At 44.9% G+C, this 24,078-nt stretch carries 20 protein-coding genes; 8 read left to right on the forward strand and 12 right to left on the reverse strand.

Annotated features, from left to right (window positions below; all coding sequences use genetic code 11):
• The first annotated feature begins 58 nt into the window (after positions 1–58).
• From CW749_RS28160 to CW749_RS02775, 6 genes are all read left to right on the forward strand, one after another.
• A complete protein-coding gene (locus CW749_RS28160; RefSeq protein ID WP_180958308.1) occupies positions 59–229 on the forward strand; it encodes a hypothetical protein in 171 nt (56 codons plus the stop codon).
• Between the two features lie 384 nt (positions 230–613).
• Entirely contained in the window at positions 614–1,159 is a 546-nt protein-coding gene (locus CW749_RS02755) for a hypothetical protein (protein ID WP_101110397.1), read from the forward strand.
• Positions 1,160–1,350: 191 nt separating this feature from the next.
• The gene (locus CW749_RS02760; protein ID WP_180958309.1) at positions 1,351–1,509 is read left to right on the forward strand and encodes a hypothetical protein; all 159 of its coding nucleotides are present in this window, start codon (positions 1,351–1,353) and stop codon (positions 1,507–1,509) included.
• Between the two features lie 236 nt (positions 1,510–1,745).
• A complete protein-coding gene (locus CW749_RS02765) occupies positions 1,746–2,600 on the forward strand; it encodes a hypothetical protein (RefSeq protein WP_101110398.1) in 855 nt (284 codons plus the stop codon).
• 233 nt (positions 2,601–2,833) lie between these two features.
• The gene (locus CW749_RS02770; RefSeq protein WP_180958310.1) at positions 2,834–5,686 is read left to right on the forward strand and encodes a lamin tail domain-containing protein; all 2,853 of its coding nucleotides are present in this window, start codon (positions 2,834–2,836) and stop codon (positions 5,684–5,686) included.
• Between the two features lie 3 nt (positions 5,687–5,689).
• On the forward strand, positions 5,690–6,223 hold the full coding sequence (locus CW749_RS02775; protein ID WP_101110400.1) for a hypothetical protein: 534 nt from the start codon (positions 5,690–5,692) through the stop codon (positions 6,221–6,223).
• A 129-nt stretch (positions 6,224–6,352) separates the two neighbouring features.
• Here the strand turns inward: CW749_RS02775 and CW749_RS02780 are convergent, their stop codons facing one another.
• From CW749_RS02780 to CW749_RS02840, 12 genes are all read right to left on the reverse strand, one after another.
• Positions 6,353–6,844, reverse strand: a complete 492-nt coding sequence (locus tag CW749_RS02780) for a MarR family transcriptional regulator (protein ID WP_101110401.1) — start codon at positions 6,842–6,844, stop codon at positions 6,353–6,355.
• Between the two features lie 178 nt (positions 6,845–7,022).
• Positions 7,023–8,069 (reverse strand): methyl-accepting chemotaxis protein, encoded by a 1,047-nt coding sequence (locus CW749_RS02785; RefSeq protein ID WP_101110402.1) that lies wholly within the window; start codon positions 8,067–8,069, stop codon positions 7,023–7,025.
• 357 nt (positions 8,070–8,426) lie between these two features.
• Entirely contained in the window at positions 8,427–9,506 is a 1,080-nt protein-coding gene (locus CW749_RS02790; protein ID WP_101110404.1) for a site-2 protease family protein, read from the reverse strand.
• 35 nt (positions 9,507–9,541) lie between these two features.
• Positions 9,542–11,440 carry a reverse transcriptase family protein gene (locus CW749_RS02795; protein WP_101110406.1) on the reverse strand — a complete coding sequence of 633 codons (1,899 nt, stop codon included), beginning with the start codon at positions 11,438–11,440 and terminating at the stop codon, positions 9,542–9,544.
• A gap of 447 nt (positions 11,441–11,887) precedes the next feature.
• The gene (locus CW749_RS02805) at positions 11,888–13,543 is read right to left on the reverse strand and encodes a hypothetical protein (protein WP_101110410.1); all 1,656 of its coding nucleotides are present in this window, start codon (positions 13,541–13,543) and stop codon (positions 11,888–11,890) included.
• Positions 13,540–16,743, reverse strand: coding sequence for a hypothetical protein (locus CW749_RS02810; RefSeq protein WP_101110411.1), 3,204 nt, complete (start codon positions 16,741–16,743; stop codon positions 13,540–13,542). Before CW749_RS02810 ends, CW749_RS02805 begins: the two co-directional genes overlap by 4 nt.
• A 129-nt stretch (positions 16,744–16,872) precedes the next feature.
• Positions 16,873–18,015 (reverse strand): hypothetical protein, encoded by a 1,143-nt coding sequence (locus CW749_RS02815; RefSeq protein WP_101110414.1) that lies wholly within the window; start codon positions 18,013–18,015, stop codon positions 16,873–16,875.
• Positions 18,016–18,107: 92 nt separating this feature from the next.
• Positions 18,108–19,169 (reverse strand): hypothetical protein, encoded by a 1,062-nt coding sequence (locus CW749_RS02820; protein WP_101110417.1) that lies wholly within the window; start codon positions 19,167–19,169, stop codon positions 18,108–18,110.
• 148 nt (positions 19,170–19,317) lie between these two features.
• On the reverse strand, positions 19,318–20,763 hold the full coding sequence (locus tag CW749_RS02825; protein ID WP_101110419.1) for an NAD-dependent succinate-semialdehyde dehydrogenase: 1,446 nt from the start codon (positions 20,761–20,763) through the stop codon (positions 19,318–19,320).
• A 206-nt stretch (positions 20,764–20,969) separates the two neighbouring features.
• Entirely contained in the window at positions 20,970–21,404 is a 435-nt protein-coding gene (locus CW749_RS02830; protein WP_101110421.1) for an SRPBCC domain-containing protein, read from the reverse strand.
• 86 nt (positions 21,405–21,490) lie between these two features.
• On the reverse strand, positions 21,491–21,964 hold the full coding sequence (locus CW749_RS02835; RefSeq protein ID WP_101110423.1) for an SRPBCC domain-containing protein: 474 nt from the start codon (positions 21,962–21,964) through the stop codon (positions 21,491–21,493).
• 2 nt (positions 21,965–21,966) lie between these two features.
• Complete coding sequence (locus CW749_RS02840; protein WP_101110429.1) at positions 21,967–22,308, reverse strand: metalloregulator ArsR/SmtB family transcription factor; 342 nt, start codon at positions 22,306–22,308, stop codon at positions 21,967–21,969.
• A 150-nt stretch (positions 22,309–22,458) separates the two neighbouring features.
• On the opposite strand from CW749_RS02840, the gene CW749_RS02845 reads away from it, so the two are divergent.
• Both CW749_RS02845 and CW749_RS02850 read left to right on the forward strand, forming a co-directional pair.
• Complete coding sequence (locus tag CW749_RS02845) at positions 22,459–22,821, forward strand: nuclear transport factor 2 family protein (RefSeq protein ID WP_101110432.1); 363 nt, start codon at positions 22,459–22,461, stop codon at positions 22,819–22,821.
• A 3-nt stretch (positions 22,822–22,824) separates the two neighbouring features.
• Positions 22,825–23,700, forward strand: coding sequence for a helix-turn-helix domain-containing protein (locus tag CW749_RS02850; protein ID WP_101110436.1), 876 nt, complete (start codon positions 22,825–22,827; stop codon positions 23,698–23,700).
• The last annotated feature ends 378 nt before the right edge of the window (positions 23,701–24,078 follow it).

Consider the following 24,078-nt stretch of genomic DNA (forward strand, 5'->3'; position numbering starts at 1 on the left):
TATGATGGGACCGTCATTGAAATTGAGCATGCAGCTTAGTACTTATTAGGAGGTTCTTTTGGCAACTAACGGAAAAGCAGGCGACAACCGCCGTCATGGTATGGTTCGTGAGCGTTCACAAACTCAAACATCCTCGGGTCATTGGGTGAAGCGAGATGCGAATACTGGACGCTTTATGAATGTGAAGCAAGATGGCACACCATTTAAAGGGGTCCGCAAAGAAAAATAAAAAAGCACTTTCAGTTAAATACTAAAAGTGCCTTTTTACAGTGAGGTGAATTATAAGCACCGTTGGCGCGGAAAGCTTATAAGGTCCAACACTAAGAGGTTTCAAGCCCTATAAGAAAGGCCGATTGCTCTGACTTGTTCCGCAATCATACCTTTCTAATGTGTTCACCTCAATCATTGAATTCCCTCTTTCGCTTTAAATTGAGAGGAGTCTCTAATGAGAATTCGACCAAAAGTTGTTCCAGTTTGCGCTTATAAGCGCTACCGAAATGGTGTCTGGGAAGATGTGTGTTCTCACACTCGTTCACTTCCGCGTTAATTTTAAATTGGGGGCTTAGCGTGAGCTAATGCCTCCGGCCATTATTTTTGTTTAGAAAGGTTTTTTATGAATACAAGAAAAAAAGACGATGGTGATGAGGTCGTTGCTTTTACTATTATTTTTTTGGTTACGTGCTGTGTATTGGGTGTGCTATACGTTAGCTATCAAACTGTAGCAGTCTCTGGTTTGGTTGGGATCGTGGCGTTGGCGCTGCTGGTAAAATTCTATCGCATCGAAATCTGGGATAATTACACGCTGTTTGAAATCGGCTGCTTTTTACCAATAGTATTTTCCGCTTACTGGATCGTCGACGTTGAATTCCCGCAAAGCGTCGTCAACTCAGCAAAATCAATTGAACAATTTGAGGGAATGCAATTCATCATTGAATCCGCGAAGCTTGCTTGGCATACCGCTTTGAATATTAAAGTGATTGTACTTTGCCACATTTTAGCGCTTGGTGTAATTGTGACCGCTTGTTTTGCCAATATTATTGCTACAAATCGAGAAAGCCCTCCACTTACCTTTGGAGTGGTATTGTGCTCGTTACTCTCTATGGCGCTGACCAACTTAAGCATAATCCCAACTTGGCTCTACAACCACTTCCAAGTTTGATCCATGTAGTCATGTTGCTTGCACGCTAATGAAACAATACTTTATATATAAAACTATTAGTGTGCCTTTTCTAATCTAAAGAAATCCTTCTCATATTTGAACGAACCCTTAAAAATATCTACGAATTTCTTTATAAAGATACCAGTCAACCAGACAAAACCTATGTCGATGAAGCACTAGGAAAAGACATTTTGGCAGAACTTGAAGGCGCGATTGATCGCTCTGAAGCTGTTAAGAGAACCGTTTACCCCTATACATTTGCATGCCCTTCGATCATAGAAAGCACGCGCGCAGGCAATTTCGGTATAACGGAAATTAGCTCTCCGTGGGCAGATTGCGCCACTCAGTAGCGGAGTTCTCAATAAAACAGTCACCAACACTGTTTATTTTGTGAACATTTATGAATATGGAGTGAAAGCGAATGAGAGCCTCTGCCGATTAAGTAAGAAGTGCTCTCATTTGCAAACCTAGCTCGCTTGATTGCTCTATCATTAAACTCCTTCCTCAGTTAAATCTGTATGCGAACGCATCATGTGAAGTTTCTTCACTTTTGCTTTTGGCTAGAAAGTTAACAAGGAATAAGTTAATGAAAAATAAGTATATCCTCCCTATTGCAGCTATTGCGCTTGCATCCACCTCACTGACATCTCAGGCAAAAACGTTAGATCTTCCTCCTGGTTGTGAATACGGGCGAGTTAAATCTTATGACTTTAAATCTGAAGACGTACAACAAGCAGTAGACAACGGCTACGATATCTATCAAGACCCGGACTACCAAGAGAACCAGCAAGAGTATCAGGACTTTTTTGAAGCACTGGTTAACTTGTTTAACTCGTTCGACTACTTGCGCGTAGAAGTGCCAAAACACGTCGCCCAAAACGAAGTATTCCGAGCAAAAGGCAATCTGTTTGACCGCTTGGCATATGTGCGTTTTAACAACTCAGAATTTGGCTACGTCGGGAAAGATAAATCCAACTGGGATGCAAACTCATACCACAACATGAAGTTCTCTAAAACGTATGGATACGGCTTAGTTTGGATAAACAGAGCCAGCGGAATGTGTTCTGCAGAGGGGGTTTGGGTACAGAAGAAACCGAGGATCATCAGCGGTGATGCGTATCAATCTTCTGGGAGTGTGAAAGCCAACATTCAGTATTTGGTAGACAAATACTCGACCGCAGCAAAAGACTCAAGCGTAAATGCGCGTCTGACCATTCGCGTACGTGATGATCTTTACGGGCGTACAGCATCAAAATCATACAGTTTGAGTAGCCTAAGCGGCTCAAAAGTGATCAGTGTTGTACCAGCGAATGCCGGTATCAACAGCGTTTCGATCAGCTTATCTGATGGCAAATACTCCGACAGCTTATCGCTAGGCTATGTCCACGTTCCGGGTACACCGACTCCACCACCTAACTGCCCAAGGTGCCAACCACTATAATTTGGCAGGCATTATCAAATATTTATCAATTTTAAAGACCTCTCATTGAGGTCTTTTTCCCTTGTTAAGCCCAATCACTTCACACTGTAATTCTTAGTGTATAAGCTCACGTATTCACGCTATAAATATTTATAATGAGATCACCACTCACAGTTACTAATACTTACACCTCATTAACAAAAATCATAGTAATATCGAAACGTGGTTATAACGGGGAAGTTAAACAGGAATTCATGGCTAGAAAATATCTAAAACTCAGCGCGCTTTCTCTGACGATTGCGCTCGTAGGATGTGGCGGTGGCAGTGACGGCTCAGCAAATGGACAAACAGGACCAGCTGGGAGTACCACTAGCAAACTGGACGTTACCGCGATTGATGGGTATTTGAGAAATGCTAGGGTGTGGCTCGATCTCAACAATAACTTCTCGCACGATACCAATGAGCCGACTGCAACAACTGGGCTGAATGGTAAAGCAACGTTAGATGTTTCAAACATTACTTCCCCATCTTCCTACTCTGTCGTTGTGCAAGCTATTAAGGGCACAACAATAGATGAAGATAACCTCGCTCCGGTGACTCGAAACTTCCTTCTCAGTGCACCTGCGGGGGAGCTTATCGTTACTCCCATAACCACACTGCTTAAACAAAAAATGGATCGCGGTATTGCGATTGAAACCGCCAAGCAAGAAGTTGCGGCCGACTTGCAAATCGAGTTAGCCGATTTACTGGAAGACTATAAATCCCAAAACCTCTCAGATGTCGCGTTTGCGGCTCGTGTTTTGGTGCAAACATCGTTAATGCCAGAAAATCAGTCCGTTGCCAATGCTAGACAACAATCGTCAGACAGTACTATTGAATCGAAAATCAAAGCGATTGGAACCCTGATTAAAACAGAGAAAAGCAACTCAACGACTGATTTTGAAAACAAGACCGTTCAGTTAACCAGTCAGAATGGAGCTGTAACAGCGGTAATTCGAAATGACAGGGACAATGATGGCTATTGGGATCATACGGATTCACAAGGCAACTTGTTATCTGCAGCCAATTGGAATCGAAATACTCATGGAGCATGGCCTGTTGGTGCAGATTTGTTCCCTACCGACGCTAAAGAATACGCTGATACCGATGGCGATAAAGTAGGTGATAACAGTGATGCCTTCCCAAATGATGCTGCTGAATCGAAAGATTCGGATGGGGATGGCGTAGGCGATAATGCAGATGCGTTCCCTAACAATCCAAACGAACAAAAAGACAGCGATGGGGATGGCGTTGGAGACAATTCCGACTATTACCCGAATGATCCAAATCACTCAGTCATCAGAACACTTGTTATCAACGAAATTTCAACGTCACAGTACACTGACGATCGGCGTTGGATCGAAATTTACAATACTGGCTCCAAAGATGTGGATCTGAGTGATTATTCGTTGAAATCAGGAGCGCGAACCTCAAGCGGCTCGGTATTAAGTAGCCATACGTTTACCTTGCCTCAACAAACGCTCAAAGCGGGTGCCTACCTCCTATTGCAAGCGCGTGATGTGGAATACGCTTATGCAGAGACAGGTAGCTCCAGCCAAGTGATCACGTTAACTGCAAATTCACATGTCCCTTATTGGACGGATAGTGGCTTTGTCGAACTTGTCCAAGTAGCATCACAAAAAACTGCAGATTTTGTCCGATTTGGTGGCAACTACACATCACCAACTTCCAGCAAAAGCTGGACAGGAACGTCAACGATTGAACGTTTACCACGAACTCTTGGCAAGAGTCTGGCTCGTGCTGAAAACCACTCAGACACCAACAAAGCGGAAGATTGGACTGTCATTACCTTTCCAACACCAGGTGGAAAGAACGATGTGAACAACTGTACAGCCGATAGTGATAACGACAATATTCCTGACTGTGCAGAGCGTCCAGATAGCACTTACGCGGGCATGAACATGTACAACTGGGGAGCCAGAGAAGGGCAAACCGATATCTTCATTGAAATTGATTACATGGACGCAACGAATAACAACCGCCAGATTGCAGATGAAGGTATTATCCCGAGAAAAGAAGCACTAGATAAAGTGAAATTCGCCTTTCAAAACCGAGGTTACTCGTTGCACTTCGATACCGGTGCGCTTCATGGACAGGATCATAATTTAGGCGGTGGTAATGAAGTGCCTTATTCCGCCAGTATTGGGATAAACAGATACTATAATCCCACTACCCTTCAAAGCTACAAGATAGAACATATGGATGTTCGTCGCCGCTTAGTTTTCTATTACATGCTGTTTGCCAATAGCCAAAAAGCCAATGGAACCGCTGGTTCTTCAGGAATCGCTGAAATCAACGGAAATGATTCACTGATCACGCTTGGAAAATGGAAACTCAATAGTCGTTATCCTAGTACCCAAAACGAGCTCATCAATTATCAAGCCAGTACTATTATGCACGAGTTTGGACACAACCTTGGGCTACGACATGGCGGTAATGAAGACCTTAACTTCAAGCCCAACTACTACAGCATCATGAACTACATGTACCAGCTTGATGGCCTTTCCGTACTAGGGCAAAACGAGGGAGATAGATACCACTTACGCAATTACGATAATAAGCTAGCTAATTCTAAGTGCGCAGCGACTCCACAAGGTTATGCCACAAAAGCAAGTGATCTTATCAATGGTCCCTTTGGAGCGCATGACAATTTCAAAATCGATTATTCCGACGGCTCCGGCTCACCTCTAGATGAAAACAGCTTAGATGAAACAAAAGGTTTAGGCAGAAGTGTTACCGACAGAGTGGATTTTAATTGCGATGGTGACACCAACGACACCGCGCTTTCATTGGACTTAACCAACACCAACGCATCCAGTCAAAACAACGGTAAAACGGTGTTGAACGACTTTAACGACTGGGCGGCTGTGAGCTTAAAATTCCAAAGCACACCAAGCGGCAATACAGGCGATTCGCGCTCGTCATACAGCAGTAATATGCCAAACCAGCGGCAAGATTACCTGTCCAATGACCAGCAGGAATACATTATAGAAGAGACACCATCAGCAGCATTTTTTGAACGTTTAGAACAAGCAAGGAACCAATAACTGATGCATAAAATTATAATGGCCCTATGCTTGGTCAGCGGGTTAACCGCTTGCTCTCAGGCAGAGTCGGAACAAACAAACAATCAGTTTTCAGTTCTTAATGGTGTGTTGCATTTCAATCAAAAATTTGTCGACGACTGGAACGAGGAAGATGCCATTCCTCGATGTTTGAAATGCCGAAAAGAATCCCAGATTAAGCATCAGCCGGATGGGCCTGAAATATTCGACCGCTACGTTGACGCAAATGGTCTTCAATTCTTAACCGCCAAAAACATCCGACACACGTTTGATATTGCTCTTGCAGAAAATTCCGTCACGCTCAGTTTCAAACTCATTGATGGGAAAGTTTTTATCTCCATAGATAATGAAAATGATACTTTGATAACAACGGACCAGAAGCAGGTGTTCAATCATTTGAATCACCAACTTTCATTTAGGTTTACCGATGTGTACCGGCCAAAAGAAGTGCCCACTCATCTGTCAAATGAACAGCCGGAGTTTTCTGTCGACTTCCAGCTAAACGTTTCGAAACTTTAGCTCCATGCTTCAAAACAGCGGTAAATACCAAAGAAGCTTGTAGCCTAAACGCAGCTCTCACCATAAAAACACTAAGGCGACTACTTAAGGGTCGCCTTGTTTCATTTTGCTTTTTTAAACGAACAGATGTTATTCCGACTGCTCTTGCGCAGAAAGTAGTTTGCTCAACAATGTAGACAGCGCTTCTCTTTCATCTTTGTTAAGGGATGTTAGCAGCGATTCACTGTTGTTAACGTGAGCTTCCAACGCAGTATTCGCCAGCTTTAATCCTTCTTCTGTGAGCGACACTTGAACGCCTCTTCTGTCATTTGGATCAGCGCTTCGAACCACTAGTTTTTTGTTCTCTAGCTTGTCGATACGATTGGTCATGGCTCCCGATGTCAGCATCATCGATTGCAACAAATTGTGAGGGCAAAGTGTGTAAGGCTCCCCTGAGCGTCTCAACGTCATCAACACATCGAACTCACCTGAGTTGAGCCCAAATTCCGCGAACGTTTTCTTCAGCTTTGGCGCAATATGACCGCGCAGCTGCCCTATTCTGCCTAAAATGGCCATTGATGAGGTATCTAGATCAGGTCGTTGTTCTTGCCACTGACGCAAGATGTTATCCACTTTATCCATTGCATTACTTTAAGTTAAGAATCTTAATAAGAAATTACTTTAATGGAATCAAAGAAGGCTGGCAATTCTTACCGCTTATATCCTTGTCTTTAGACGTAAAAAATCGGTCTCAAAATACATTGAGACCGATTCCATTGTCGGTTTTAGCGTTATCGGCGCTTGGGTATATAACGTTTCTTTATGATGCTTTAACGACGTGCTGTAAGTCCGTGAGCAGACTGTCGCTTAATTCCATATTATTGGCTGAGCCATCTACAGCCGCTTTGGCATCTTCTGCTAACTGCTTAACCTTCTCTGCCATTTTTTCCATCTCTGCAATCTGCCATTGAGCACGATCATGAACATCGGTTGCAGCAGAACGAATTTGATCAATAGAAACCGCCACCTGCTCTGCTTCTTCGTGACTCGTGTTTTCCTGCATTTTCGACATGGATTCAGCAAACAATTTTGCATCATCGGCAAGTTTGGTGCTGGTTGTACTGAGCTCTCCCATTAATGCATTAATCTTTTGAGCATCTTCACCAGATTTGTTCGCCAACCCTTTAACTTCTTCTGCCACAACAGCAAAACCGCGACCAAATTCTCCCGCTCTCGCAGCTTCAATGGAGGCGTTCAGTGCCAGTAAATTCGTCTTATCAGAAAGGGAGGTGATGGACGACGCCATATTTTCGATTTGAGAAAACTGCTGGCTAAGGTTATCTATGGACTCTTTCAGATTATCTGCCCACTCAGATGCTTGCGAGAATTCCGCCATAAACTCCGTTTGACGTTTGTTCATCAAGTTGAAGTTACCGTGGACACTGTGAATTTGTTCTTGCGATACTTCCGCTAATTTTGCCAGTTCGCAGGAACCCGACGTCACCTCATGAGCTTGATCAACCACAGATTCTGCAAACGCCAAACGCTTTCTAGAAGCCTGATTCACGTTTCCTGCGTTTGATCTCATCGACTGAACCTTGCCACGCGCTTCAGACAACGTATCCCGACAAACCAAGCCGGCAATATCTTCAGGACATTCAGGCGCAACCATGTTTTTCTCGACCGATTTCAATGTAATCTTGCTACTAACAATAGACACAATAAAAGGGACACAATAGGTGAGCATAGCCTTTACCACATTGAAATCCGCAGGACCAAGCAACGCATCGAATTGATTAATAAGATTTAAGATGGAACCGACAATAACAGCGATAATAACTGCACGCTTATAGAGAGCAGACTGCATAACATTCCCTTTATTTATAATTGATTTGAATAGATCAGTATCGAACCATATTCAACTTACCGTAACTACAGCATTTCAGCGAGTACTAAATTGCCCAACTTCAGAACTCAGACCTGAGCTGGAAGAGAAATATTTCAGTTTTATGAATCAAAATTTATAGAATGTGACGGGGCTTGCATCCCAGTCAACCAAACCCTAATCAGATATTGAAGGGATCGAGATACACCTTTATCTCTAAAACACATAAAAATTGTTCAAAATACCGATATAAAAAAGATGAGGCCGCAACCTCATCTTTTCCGTTATTACGCGATGCTACAGCCAACAACCCTCAAAATACTAGGCTGTTTTAATGCACTAGCTTGCCAATATTTGGAGTGGTAGGCTCAGTAACTGGTCGCCACTTGAACCGATATAAACCATGATTCCCACCAGCGCGGCAACCAACGCCACATACCAGACAAAAGACACCAGTTGCCCATAACGATCTAAAGGAAGTAGATGGCTGTTATGTCGCGTTCGCCATTCAACGATGATTTCGATGCTACCCATAATCAGAAGGAAGCCGAACAAAGCCATACCAAATGTGTAGCTTGCAATAATGCCTGCTACGGCCGCGACAATGCAGATAGCCAGTCCTGCGACACTGTTGAATGAGAAGCTGATACTCTTGAGCACGTGCCCGCCATCCAATGGCAACACAGGCAATAAGTTGATCAAGTTGAGGAACGCATTAAATACCGCGAGACCTGCAAAGAACACATCTCCAGTCACCCAATACACCACCAATAAAGCCATCGATAGTACTAAGCCAAACGTCGGACCCATGATGGATATCACCACGTCTTGCCAGCGGGTATTAATTTTCTCGTCACTGAGTGCGAGCCCACCCAGAAATGGAATCAGATAAATGCCTTTGGTCTTCATGCCAAAGAATTTCATGGCGCGAATATGCCCATATTCGTGGAACATCAAACACGCCAACAAACCTAAGGCAAATTGAAACGAGAAAAACCAAGAATAGGCAGCCAAACTCAACGCGGCGAGTACACCTTTGATCACCTTTGCACTTTTTAGCGCTTTCATGCCAAGAGCAAATAACCCAACGACACTGAACTTTCGTTCCTGCTTTACAGGTACAACGGGGGTTTGCCTTTCAATATCTTTGGCGTCTCGTTGCCCTTGCGCCACTAATTGGTTGTCCACTTTCGCTTCATATTGAATATGGAAAGGCTGCCACTTTAAATCAACATTTACTTGGCACTCTATTGCCTGTTCGCCCCTGGTTAATTGAAACGCATGGCTGTGATCCAGCCTTTCTGCATTGGCATCCAATTGCGAGACTAGCGTGTTATCCCAATACAGCTGTTGCCAGCCTGCCATTGAGCCTTCTAGCCTTAATGGTTTTCCTAAAAACTCGATATTAAACAGTTCCACTTGGGTTCCCTGCTACGACAAAAATTAGGCGTAGTTTAATTCAGATAGAGGTACAGAAGCCAGAGCACACCAACAACAATACATTTGATATTCCAAGGTGCTTTAAAGAACAGCATGACCAATACGATTGGTAAGAACAGTAAACCGAGAATGTACTCTCGCGTCGTCCACTTTTTCTTAGCATCCGATTCGAGGTCACTCCAGCCGTCACCTTGGTTAGCTTCGTTATCCTGATTGAAATCTGCATCTTGCCACTCAGAATTCGCGCCTTGATTCTCTCTTTGTTCCTGATTTCTCTGTCGCTTGATCGCTCGCTTGCGTTCAGCAATCTGGTTAGGTGTTAGCTCCAATTCAGGCGCCGGTTTCTCTTCCGGTTGCCACCAGCCTTCTTTGGGGTTCTCCCCATTAGCCGCTTTCACCCGTAACAAGCGCTTGTTTAGTTCGGTCACTTTGCCATGCTTGGTGGTGACGCCGTGCTGACGCTTCAAATGCACCAACGTTTTTTGCAGCGGAATGCCTTTTTCGGCATCCACCATCGCAACAAAATTGGCGTAGCCTTCCATTGATGCGAAAAGCTCACCTGCTCCCCAGTGCTTACCATCAGGACCATCGAGCTCGATTTGCTTGAGCGTAGCGCGAAAGCGTTTCAGAGTTTTGCGGTCTATCGAGAGCTTCTCGTTAACGACTACGCCTGTGACTTCTTGCTTTTGGTGCCTTCGCATAACACGGGTTTTATCTGGATGAAGAGTAAAACCTTCACTCACAACGATTTGTTTTGCGCGCCATAAAAGTGCTTGGGCTTTCTCTGCGCTGTCAGTGGAAAACGTTAAATCATCGGCATAGCGGGTGTAAGCAAACCCGAGTTTGTCGGCCATACCTTGCAATCTGGCATCTAACCGGCGACACATCACGTTGGTAATCGCAGGGCTACAAGGTGAACCTTGCGGCAGTCTGCGCTCACCTTGAGCAACAAACCAAGTTTGACCATCCATTTCCAGCTCTTGTGTTTCAGACTCTGTCGTCAGTAACCCAAAAACAGTAGCAAGTTCTTCACTGTACCCTTGGGATTGAAACAATCCTTTTACCCGTTTGTAGCTGATACTAGGGAAGAAGTCCTTCAGATCCATGTTGATAACCACTGCCTTACCGACATGTGGCTGGGCGTTAGACACAATGCTTCTGCCCGTCACGAAACCATGGGCAGCATCGTGCACAGACAACTTAGCGAGGATGTTGTCTAACAGCCAGTATTGCGCGCGCTTTAACCGCGGCATTGGCGCCGAAATATGGCGAAGCCCGCCCGTTTTCTTGGCAATGCTGAATCGTTGATAATGACTGACGTTCGATACGTCTTTTTGGTATGCCAAAAATCGAAGTTCTGAAACCGAGATACCCATTGCTCCGGCTAGTGCTGCGATGTTTTCAAACGTTGGCAACTCTCGTTCTTCAAGCCTGCCATCATCGTTCTCTTTGTTTTTTAACCCGAGAGAAACGTCATCTCCTAACCAAGTGAATGTCTCTTTTTGCTGGTTATACCATGCCAATGCTCTGTCATAGCGTTTTTGGTTCAGTGCTTGACGAGTTTGCTCTCGCTTTTCTAACGCCGCTTTTTTGCGTTCTTTATGCAGAGCTTCTAATGCTTTTTCAGGGTCAGCGTATAACGAATCTAGATCGCTTAGCTCCCTAAGCTTTCTTGTGAGTTCGGAGCGGCGCTCAATAAATTCTTGAGTCAGACTTGGCTGTTCGTCATCTTTGTTCCAGAACCCAAGGCGAATCATTTCTTGAAGAATGTATTCATCCTTGCTGCTTTCTCGAATGCGATCGTAAATTTGCTGACGCGTCAGCTTTGGAGCAGAATCGGTCACCGAAGCCTCCTGATGGCTTGCGTTGGAAGAGTTTGAGCGAGACGTTGATTGACTGGAAGAATCAGACATAAGCCACCTCCTCAGCCGTGAATCCTAGGATGGCGCGCAACATATATGTCTGTGAAAGCGACGGTTTCAGCTTTATTTTTAGATGGGGTGTACCTAAACGGAACGTCTTTAAGCAAAGTTCGGGTAAACGAAAAAAGGAACGCAGCGCGACAAGATATTCCTTCGAAGAGTTCTTAGTACTGAGGTTATCAACTCGATGCCGTACGTTACCTATACCGCTCATTGACTTCTGTGAAGTCACACCGCAATAGCGGTATAGGTGACTGTACGGCTCAGTAAAGATAGCATCAGTGATGCGTGGGCAGTCTTTATACCTGAATGGTGATCCACCATTCGAGAGGCAAGGTTCTTCTGCCGCGCTGCTGTAGTGTTCTATTGTATTGCTAGTTCTTTGTTCTGCAAGTAAAAAAGTTGAGACAGAACTGAATTTTGAGAGGGAGGTAACTATCATGCCGTCACCTCTGTATGTTGCTCTCTTGTGGATTGTAAGCGAAGCGCTAGCATATGCTCACACGGTCCTTGCCTCAATTTATTACTGTGCCAAAAATGACACTGGCACTCACCTTCCACCAATCTCTGGTCTTGGTCGATGCGAAGCTTCGACTGAAATTCTTTACCGTTATCAAGCGTCAGCCCAATGATCTCAGTGCCTTTTGAACCTTGGTTTAGCTGTGTAACCGACACCAAGTTAGCCTCAACGAAATTGTTCGCCTTTTGCTCTCGTTCATTCGTGAAACGTATTTCTTCTAACTCGATGGGCTGATTGTAAAGATGACGAAGACGATAAACATCTAACGATAAATCGTACAACACCTGCCCAAGCTGACTGTATTGCGCCAATGCCGATTTCACCACACTCACATCCAGTGCTAGCCGAGAAGCTAAACTTGCTGCACTCTCTTGCTGAGTCTCTTTAAGAGCCAAATAGACTCGCTGGCTGGTTAGCTCGTCAACGGTATCTCTTGGGGCTAATAGATCGAACTGCCCTGCCGCCGACCAATCGTTCGCGCTCCATCCCGATAAACCCAAGGTAAAAGTCATCCCACCCATGTTCGCGACATAAAACGACGGCATCCCATCGCCAAGCAAGCACACGTCGAAGCTATCCGCGATGGGCAACAAACGCTCAAGAATCAAAATACGTCGACGCCCCCATGTTCGAATAGTGCGCGCTTCCTCTCCACGGTATAAGGATCGTGCGCAGGTGACAACATCCCCCCAAGGCTCCATCACAATCTGAATGGGCTTGTTTGGGATCAGCTCGAAACGCATGGAACGCGGACCGACCCGTTCTTTCTTGCGTTTGAGTAATGTACAAATGTTGTGAATATCCATCGGATGTAGGCGGAATTTCACCATCGGAAGTGTCATGGCGGAGCTAACTTGCAAGAAGCCTCTTACCCAAGAGTCGGGTAAATCAATTTTCTTTTCCTCAAAGGCGTCGCTGCCGCTGGTCTGTACATTAAATCCATCAGGGTCGACTTTTAGCTGCGTCTTCCGATAGTCACGAATTTTTTGGAATTCGTCGTATAGCCCTTGGGAATAATCAATGTTCGTCGTCCCATATTCCTTGTCGCTGATGTGCTCAAAGGTGTCGTAGTTGCAGCTGAGCTTTCCATAGCTTGATTCGTCTTCGGAAAAACACTCAAAAAAGACCTGATCAGGGTGAACGGTAATCACTGGGTCGAGCACATACCAAGCATCCATATCGTGCTTGTATAGGTATTTGAAGTATTGGTCTTGCGCTTTATAGAACGGAGCCATGATCTCGCTGGACGCTTTGCCCATCGAAGAAAGTTCGGCTTTTACCGCCTCTAACTCTTCTTTTACTTCTCCATGGCGGCTAACAAATTCTGCAAGTAACCTTTCCTCTTCTTGTGCCAACCAAATCTTGTATTCGTCTCGATTTCTTGGCACAAACCGCATGTCTGAAATCACCACATCATGAAGGGCGGATATCGCCTCTCGGAAAACGCGTTTTTCCTTTACTTCACCAATGAAAAACGTAGGCGCTCTCGATGTATCAGGTGAAAAAGCAACATCCGTAGATTGGGAGCCAGAGCGAACTTGGCTTTTGGATGCGTATTGATAACTTACTTTCATGATTCGCGCTCCGTGGCTTTCTTCTCTGGTGTTGAATCTCCCCCATTGGACGAAGTGCTTTCTTTAGACTTATTGCCTTCGTTAGAGATAGCGCCTTCTTTAGATATAACTGAGGAAGGAGAAGTCACTTTAATCGGCATATCGAGGTGGGTATTCGTCTTTTTCAAGTGCAACATGGCTTTAAGGATTTGGGCTTTATCCTTTTGAACCGATGTTAAAGATTGGCGAACCAAAATATCCGATACCATTTCCGTAACCAGAGCGCTGCAATCCGCTTGTTCGGTTAAAAATTTCAATACTCTGTCTTTTGCTACACGGCCACGGTTGACTCGGCTCAGCACCGATACAAAATAGGGCTTCAATGCCAATAAAATACCTTCATCATTTGCGGCGTACTGTACCAGCAATTGGGTAACAAACAGCTCGACGTTTGCGGCAGGATGTTGGCTGAGTTTTAGCAGGTACTGTTTGCCTTCGGATTCATCAAAGAAGCGTTGTAAGAGTTCTCGTCCGAAGGCTTGTACTCGCTCGTCAGGGTTATCACATACGGCAACAATCGACTCTGGGTTCCAATGCTCTGACGTCATTTGATTACGGCAAAATTCGAACGCAAAGTCCTGTACATCTTGCCATTGGCTGTTGAGTAGCGTTAATACGGGTTCCGGCTCTTCTGGCGATTCATTCGCGTTCAATAAGGTTGCAGGTGTTCGCACATATTGTTCAATGGCTAATGCTCTAAGGGCATAGGTGCTGCTTTGGGCAAGCGAGTACCATTGGCTTGCCGTGAGTGTTCGCTCTAACTGACGCGCGTTATAACTGTCGGCAAAAACGTCATAAGCAAGATCGTGTGCCATTGTCGATGTTGCGGTAGCCAAACTCATCACTTCATCCAGAGAGTTCAACGACAGCTCACGTTCAAACTCTTGACGAATAAAACCGATAATCATTTGCTGTAAATCGCTATCGAGTTCGCGCTTGTGGAGAAGATCAACCAACTTACCAAAAACAAGAGGGCGGTGCTGGCTACCACGCTGGTAAGTCGCGGGCAACGTTTTCAACACAGCTTGGCGCTGTGATAGATTGTTTTTGAGTAGCAGTTTGAGTAGGTAGGATAAATTGTCGACTAGCTCTTCGGCACTTTGTTTAGACAGTAAGGCGACACTGTATGACTGAACCTTTTGAGAACGGTTGTTTTCAATCACTTCAAAAATCGTGGCGGGTATCTGTGCCCACTCCACATCAACAGCCATCAAAAATTCGCAACCTATCAGTACATTCGGTGAATATTGAGAGAGAATCAGCAATTCAATTTGTGATAACGAAAGCGTTGAAATGGCATCTTTACAATGTAAATTAAGCCATTCGGACAGCCACTCTGCGTGCTCGAATGTCTCAATGGAATTACCCTCGGAGTGCGGTTCCGTTAGCGTTAAGACAAGGCTCATGAGCAGTTCACTCTGAGCGCTTCTAAACAGCGCAGTTCGCTTCATTCGCTCTTCGAGCCACTTGTGTATTGATGGTTGCCCCATCAAAAGAAGCGCGGCTAATACATCGACTGACTTCGACAAGTCTCGAATTTTATCTAATTGATCTAAAGCCAGATTTTGAGCGGCTTCTACGTCACTGTTGAGTAATGTAATCAAACATTTTGTGCTTAAGGCGTGGCGTTTTAAGTAGGTTTCTAACAGTGGCAGCGCGAAATTCTGGCAAGCAGTGTACGGGCGAATCAATATGCCCACCAAAATATCGCCACTTAACGCGTCGGTGTAACTTGTGTTGTCTTGTAGCGCCCGAACCGCAAAATCACATACAGGTTCGCATTGGCTACCTAGTACTAACTCAAGTAAGTTATGAGGCACTTGGTCCCAAAGGTGAGCAAACGCTTCACCCCGACCTTCAAACACCACATCGGGGCTCAGTTTCCAAACGTACCCCGCATCGCTTCGTTTATAACGCGGGTTCTCACTTCTCAGCAACGCATTCAATGTGGAGTAACGAGCAAATTCATCGTAGTGGTTCACGGCTTTCACGTGACGACGCCAATTTTGATCGTATTCGTAAATTTCAGACGTTTTGGGTTTCTTGCCGTCACTGTCTTTAAATTGAAGTAAAAGCTGAGTCGCAAGCCGAACGAAATCAGGGCTTTCATTAACCCCCAATTGTTTTAACACCCGCCACTGTCTACGAATCAGGTAGTTATGAGTATGTTGGGAGTGCGCAAGTTTAGATTCTGGGGACGACAGTTCATTCTCAATGTCCAGCCTTCCATGTTCAGGCGAGTAATGGTATTTCCAAGCTCTTTGGAAATACGGGTTACTTTGCTCCAAACGATAGTATGCGGCGGCAAACATATTGGCATCCAGCCGGAATTCACTCATTTTTAGAATGTAGCGAATACCTTGGAAGGCATTGGGGGCGTATGGAATTTTGGCGAGAACATCTCGTAATGACTGATGCATCTCTTCATCAAAAACGGATTGAAGATACGCTTTCTTCAACAACAGATTAATGCTTCCCTTCGCCGTTCTTTGGGCAATAAAATCATCAACTTGAGTGACAAACTCTTCCACAGAAATGAGTTCGAAGCCACTGGCCTCCACGTAAATGCGTTTGCGCTCAGATTTAGGCGAGAGTGAAATTAGCGATTCCAATGCGATGGTGGCGAGACGAACATCTTGATGGGATAGATAGGGTTTAATGGCATCGATATTCGCTTCGCTACCTACTCGTCCTAGTGCCCACAAAATAGCGTATTCCAATTGCCAAGTATCACTGCCTAGCTTATTGGCTATCAAGGACGCCACATCGGGATTCGCCTCGGGGCGTAAACGCCAAATCTGCCGACCCAGCTCATAAGGGCTGGATTCTCGTTCAATGCGATTGATTAACGTGTTGTGGTCAAATCCGGAGCTCGGTTGTTTAGGTTGGAGAGAAGTGTAAGACGAGAGAGCATTCTGATCTTGGTAGCCTTTGTTAACCTTCGAAACAACCACACTATCAAACAGCCTTTCCGCTTGCTCAAGTGTAACTGGATCTCGGGTTTTGGTGCCTTCTCGTAGGGTACTGCCTTTTCGACCGTATCGAAAATTCACCAAATACCTTGAAGGTTCGCCTGATGTAAGCTCGACAAGATCCACTTCGTAGACTTTATCGGATTTGTCCTTTTGATAACGAAGCCGCGAATTCCTTATCAATTTCATGTTGTCGCCCTAACCCATCTTTAAACGTATTGGACAACATTATCAAAAATAATCAATTGGTTACATAACGCCACACTGTGAATTAGGCACAATCCACATTTTGAGATTTCAATGCTTACTGAACGGTGTTTACTGCCCTAATTTTTTCAGGAATTCGAGGCGCTCTTTCTCTTGCGCTGTAGGCTGATATGGCTCATCACTCAGTTGGGACACGTCAAACGAGCCTAACGAATAAGACGGTTGATCGCTAACGCCAAAACCTGTTTTCTGACCGGGAAAATCAGACAGTTTTTCCAATTGAAGGTAACGCAATTCGAATTCGGAGTCCCCACCTTGTTGAGTCCCATTTTTTAACGCGCTATTTTTTAACGAGCTGTTCTTTAAAACACTGCTGTGCACCTTCAAATGCATTTCTTGGCTACCTTCTGCTAACGTCTTTGTTACACGTAACGACGCAATTGGCTGACCGCTTGCCGAGAATAGGCTAGCCCGAAGTCGAAACGTTCCGCTCTTTTTGACTTCCAACTGAACAGGGATGAGCATGTCGGGACCTTCGCTACCTAATGTGTCTACGCCCGTAATTTTTCCAACTGGAACGTAGAAGCGAAAATCGCCTGTCAGAACATCATCCCCTTGTGCGAACGTGACTTTGGCTTTTACACGAATTTCTTCTGGCCAATCTTCGCTCGATTTAAATGTAGCTTCTGCGCGATTAACGGTTTGGCTAGCAATGCTTTTCCCGTTCTCGACTCCCCGTAAATCAAACGATACTTGCTGGATCTCAAGTGGTGAATCTATCGCGATGCGAATCGGGTTAGGGTAGAAATAACGATATTGTTCCAGCCTCAATGCCGCTTTGTGCTTGCCCTCTAAAATAGGTAATTCCACTTTATGGTATCGATTAGGATCGAGGGTAATTGGGTTGTCATCGTTAAGCGGCGGCGAGTACGCAGGGTGCTTCAGCTCTTCACTATAAGCACTCGCTATCAACGAGAATTGCTGCTTTATTGGTGTCTCGAGTTCAATAGGCTGCTCTGCAAGATCCGTAGCCTGATCGGGCTGCTCAAATTGGGGCACCTCAACCTCGCTGTCTTTAGGTTTCACCGCCATTTCTTGTTTGGGTTGACTGTATTTTTCGGAGCTACTGCCCTTAATGGTGTCTTTGTCATACGACAGATACGTCACCAAGGCCACTAGAATAATGGCCACAATAATGACAAAGCTTCTAACATAAACATTTCCTGACAAATACGCAGAGCCAAACACTTTCATAAATGAATCTCGGTCAAAGAAAGAGAAAAACAGGGCTCTGCCAAATCACAGAACCCGATTACCTGCTGTGCAATACTCAATATAAGACACCTTTACCGCGCGCTCTCAAGCAAGTTGTACGTTAACTGAGACATCGATTGGGAGTCTGAGTGTTGGACATAACGATACACGCTGCTCGACCACCAAGAGCTCTGATCTTCTGTATTAACTGTAACGGTTTTGCCATTACTTAAACTCAAATTGGCGCGTGCCGTAGTCACTTTGCCTTCGTGCTTGTTATCGATAAGGGAACTGTGAGAATAATCCTCACCCATAAGCAAAGGGTAATGCTGCGCCATAAAGCGGGTTACACCACGAGACTGAGCAGTAAGCTTGCCATTAAGCCCAACAAACGCAGAGCAACTGTTGTAGCTGCCAGCTGATTTTGCGCCACAACTGGAATGCGCAGCAACGACACCATCATCGTGCCCTGGTAGGAAGCCAGCAGTAAGCCCCCAAAAATCTGACCTGTCACCAACAATACGTACTCGTGGGACTCGGCTATCTGGTGTCGCGGAAAGTTGTCTCGCGTTTGCCACTTTTAGATCGTTCAAGACACCGGTATTGCCCGTTGTCGGTACCATACCCAACCACAATGACAGAGCTTGTCTAAGTGTCCAATTACCTGCACCGCCGCCTTCTGCTGCATTAATCGCAATGTCGGCCAATTCTGAACCACCGCCTGCACCCGCAAAATCTACCGTTGCGACGATGTTGAGTGGCGTTAAGCCTGCGTTTTCAAGCCAGCGTTTTTGGTTGTCCAAAATATGTCGTGCAATGAGATCGCCCGTAGAATGTGTGACAAAAATACAGCCGTTCGCGCAGGTGTTGTTACGAGAAAGTGATTGAAGTTTTGGCCAAACATAGTCTGATGCAATTTTGCCTTGGATCCGTTCATGAGAAGGCCAATCGATACGCTCATCAGAGCGAGAAAGCCAATACGATCGCCAACCTTCTTCACCCGCTAATGCCACCTGTTGAGCGTTTGGTTTTTCGCTCAACTGGTCGGCATTAAAACCGTGAATAAGGATAACGGGGTGTTGCGAAATGGCGGCTGAGGCACCTGTAGAAATGCATGCCATAAGACATGCTAGAGAGCAGATTAACTTCTTCATTTTATAGTTTCTCTTGTGTGTTATAAAAACAACAACAAGAATAGAAGCAAATTATTTAATTACTAAGGCAATAATGTCACAACTTACAATAAATGTTAAAAAATTGTAACATTGTCGCAAATTTCACCAATACACTCAGCAGTTAATCTCATAGCCCGCCCATCAGCATATACTTAGTTTCTAGATAATCTTCAATGCCTTGGCGCGCACCTTCACGACCAAGCCCAGATTCTTTTACCCCCCCAAAGGGCGCTACTTCGGTAGAGATCAACCCTTCATTTATGCCAATCATGCCAGCCTCCAACTGTTCTGAGACCTGCCAACTTCTTCTTAGCGACTGAGAGTAAAAATACGCCACCAAACCTGCGTCCGTTTGATTCGCTCGTTCGATCACTTCATCTTCGCTGTCAAACGTAAATATCGCGGCAAGAGGTCCAAACGTTTCTTCACTTGCCACTCTCATGTCATCGGTCATTCCCGTTACAATCATGGGAGAGCAGAAAAGATCGGCTGGTTTTTGCTTCGAGCCGAGCTCTAACGTTGCGCCTTTTTCTAGCGCATCGTTTAAATGAGCGTACACTTTGTCGATACCGCCTTGATTGATCATTGAGCCAATATGATTGGTTGGATCCATGCCATTACCGACACTCAACTTTTCAAACGCTACCTTGAGCTTGGCGACATATTCACTTTGCACATCACGATGAACAAAAATACGGTTGGCACACACGCAAGTTTGGCCGGCATTTCTCAGCTTCGCAATCACCGTACCTTGAACAGCTGCGTCGATATCTGCGTCTTCAAAGACAATGAAAGGGGCATTTCCACCTAACTCCAAAGACAGTTTTTTCACTGAGCCAGACGATTGGGACATTAAAAGCTTCCCAACTTGGGTAGACCCAGTAAACGACACTTTTCGAACGGTTTTGCTATCGGTCAGTGCGCCACCTATCCCTGCGGCATCACCGGTAATAATATTAAAAACACCAGCTGGAATACCGGCTTCTTCCGCCAATACACCGAGAGCCAATGCAGTAAAAGGAGTATCTGGAGCAGGCTTAAGGACCACGCTGCAACCTGCCGCTAAGGCCGGACCGCATTTTCGTGTGATCATGGCTGCGGGGAAATTCCAAGGCGTGATGGCTCCGACAACACCAATGGGTTCTTTGGTTACTACAATTCTGGCGTCGGTTTTGTGGGCGGGAATGGTTTCTCCGTATGCGCGTTTGGCTTCTTCCGCGAACCATTCAATAAAACTGGCGGCATACGCTACCTCGCCTTTCGCTTCGTTAATCGACTTACCTTGTTCTGTGGTGATTATCGTCGCTAAGTCGTCGCTGTTTGCTTGAATCAAATCAAACCATTTTTTTAATAGATTGCATCGTTCTTTGGCGGTGCGTGTTTTCCATTCTTTCTGTGCTTTACTCGCGACTTCTATGCAATATTCAGCTTCTTCTCTACCAAGTACAGGCACTTCACCCACTTTTTCTGCAGTGGCGGGATTGAAGATAGGTTGCTTTTCTACAGCCTCCCCGATCCACTGCCCGTTGATATAACACTGTTGTTTAAAAAGAGAGGTATTTTGAAGTTTCACAGAAGTACTCCTAAGCACAAAAATTCAGTTCTCCTAATCTTTGTTCTAAATATCGAAACAAATCAACTCATATTTTATTAAATGGTGATGTATACCCAAGTGACCTCAAGGTGCAGGATTCAAAACCTCTCCACTTTCAAACTCGAAAGTGGGGAGGTCGATGAAGCCAAATATGCTGGCTACAAAGTCGCTTTCGTATCACTACTTTAAATATTTTGCTCATTTGGGTGAGGTACTCCTTTCCCTGTTTCTAAGTAGCTTTTTAGGCTCAAACCAAGAAACAACCCCCACTTACAGTTACAGTGTCCGAAAAAGGCGCCCATCTCTGGCCACCCTTCATGGGTAAAGCTCAGCGCTGCTCCTCGAGCATCTTCTTTAATGACAAAAGAGAAATGCCCCATATCTGCCCATGGTCCTTCTACGCATTGCCAAACCACTTTTCGGTTCGCTTCTAATGAGATCAGGTGCATTTCCATCTTGTGGTCGCATTGAGGACCAAAGAAAAACGAAAGATTCTCGCCTACCTGTTGTGTCGCTTCTGCCTTTGTCCACCATGAAGACAAGCCTTCGGAAGACGTGATCGCTTGAAACAATTTTTCAGGCGTCGATTCAATGACAATGTGGTGATGTATATTTTCCATGTTACTTTCCTTAGTTATGTACACCAAAAGGTGTACTGTCTACTTCAAAAAAAAGCACTAATCCAGTGCTCAATTTCGACAAATACTTATTGGCTGATGCTTTGAAGAATATCCTCTAAGCTGTCTAAGCTGCTCGACCAGCCGAATTTATGCCTTTCGTAGGCTTTCTGATCAGGCAACTTTTCATGAAGTAAAGTCAACCGAGTGAGCTTCGAATCCAACTGCTCAAACCGCAAAGTCACTAACGTGGACGTATCTTGATCCGCACAGCCACCACAATCTTGGTTAGCAAGTACCCAAGTAAAAACAAGGTGTACGTGTGGGTCGACGACAACATATTCGCCAAAGTGGCTAATCTCCCCCCCCTCGGGGGATCGCAAAACAATCTTGTATTGTCCGCCTTGCACGGCATTGATGCTAGCCGTCAGTACATCGTGCTCTTGGGGGCCAAACCAGCGACTGAGCATCGTCGATTGCGTCCACGCCTCAAAAAGAGTTTTACCATCAGTCCGAAATTCTCGTTGTAATTTTAAAGCTGCATAACCGCGTTGAGCCGACATCGTTACTCGCTCTCCGTTAGTTGCTTGTCTAGGTAAAATTCTAGTGCATCAAATTTGTCTTCCCAGAAAGTTTGGTAGAACGCTAGCCATTCGTTCACTTCAACCAAAGGATCGGGGTTCAAAGAGCATATGTGCTCACGCCCAACCACTTGCCGAGTCAGCAACCCTGCTCGCTCTAAAATTTTAAGGTGTTTCGTTACCGCAGATTTAGAAATGTTGTTTGGGTTCGACAGCTCTTTAACGGGCAACGACCCATTAGCTAACTGACGTACCATTTCACGTCGTGTTTCATCTGCGAGAGCCATAAAGACGTGGCTCAATTGTTCGTCATTAATGTTTACCATAAGGTGTACAATAGGATTGAATCCATTCCTTGTCAAGATTGATTAAAATACAACCAAAAATTTCGCACAAAATATCAAAACGTGTATTTATCCAACCTGCACAATGGCGGTGTTTATAACTCAGGTCTGTTGACCTCAAGGAGATACATCATGGAGCACAGCGAAATTTGGGAACAATATGTACAAAGTTGGAAGGCAGAAACCGCAGAAGAAAAACGCGCTCTATTCAAACAGTGCATGACAGAAGATACGGTATACACCGACCCACTAACTCAGACCAAAGGTTGGGATGCACTCATCCAATATATGCTTGAATTCCACCAGCAAATTGACGGTGGTCACTTTGTCACTACCTACTTTTTGAGCCACCATAATAAAAGCATGGCTAAGTGGAATATGTGCAATCGAAATGGTGATGTGCTAGGTGAAGGTGTCAGTTTTGGCGAGTACGATCACAATGGGAAACTAAAAGCAGAAACGGGGTTCTTTGAACTGCCCGATCAAGAGGGTTAATAAGTGAAATATATCGAGCGTATTCAAGCGGGGATTGCATTCATAGAGTCTTCTCTTGAAAGCGATTTTGAATTGCATGACGTTGCCAAAGCCGCGGGAATGAGCCAATGGCATTTCCAACGAATTTTCAAGGCTCTCACAAATGAAACCTTAAAAACTTACATCCGGAATCGTCGGCTTTCTCAATCGCTAGTTGCGCTCGAATCCAGCAATCAGCGAATTCTTGATATTGCTTTGCAAGCAGGCTACGAATCTCAAGAGGCTTATACTCGATCTTTTAAAATGCTGTTCGGGATCACCCCAAAACAATACAGGCAGGTTGAATGTAAAAAGCAGTGGTTAAAAAAATCGGAAATCACCACCGATTACTTACGCCATTTGAACCAAAACTTAGATACCTTGCCCGACATTCGCTGTCAGCCCGAAATGTTTCTGGTGGGGCTGCATACCCGTTTCCACAGCTCTGATTCAGACAAAAACAACATCGCAGACAAGTTACCAGCACTTTGGACCGCCTTCCTTCCACGCATAAAAGAGCTGAATGGATACATAGTTGATGACTCAACTGCGTATGGCGTTATTCAACCTGTGAGCGACCAATCGGATTTGCTCGAGTATTACGCCGCAATCGAAGTTCAGCCCAATACGCCTCTACCAGATGGCTTCGCTTCAATAACAGTGGAAAGTGCTCGCTATGCTAAATTTGCTCACCAAGGTCGCCCCCAAGCTTTAGATCAAACCGTGAACTATGTTTATTCTAATTGGTTACTGAATCAAAATTATGAGCATACACAGGGTCCAGATATTGAAATATACGGGCCTGAATACAAAGCCGACTCAGAAGAATCCTGTATTTACTATGCCATTCCGATTGTTTAGCGGGATTGAGAAAAATTGGATGGGGGTAATCTACAGACGAAAAAAAAGCCACACGCAAAACGCGGGTGGCTAAATCATTTGTGAACAAATATCGGTTCACTAACAACGTCAGTTGGCTAGGTGACCCTCGGCTTTAAAAAGGGTCACTCTTATTAATGCATCTACCGTGCCAACTTTTCACATCACATTTTCGGTTAAAATCCGTACTTATCTCTCATAATTTCGCCATAAAATACAACTGCGTTTGCATTTTGCAAATGCAGTTTGCAATCAATAGCAATATAAAACCTGTTTCACCTTGAGCGCAAATAATTTAATCTCAGTTATAAAACGCTATGCGTAATCCAATCGTGAAGGATTGTTGAGCTAATAATGAAA

The sequence above is a fragment of the Vibrio sp. vnigr-6D03 genome (assembly GCF_002835515.1).
GTDB classification, from domain to species: Bacteria; Pseudomonadota; Gammaproteobacteria; order Enterobacterales; family Vibrionaceae; genus Vibrio; species Vibrio penaeicida.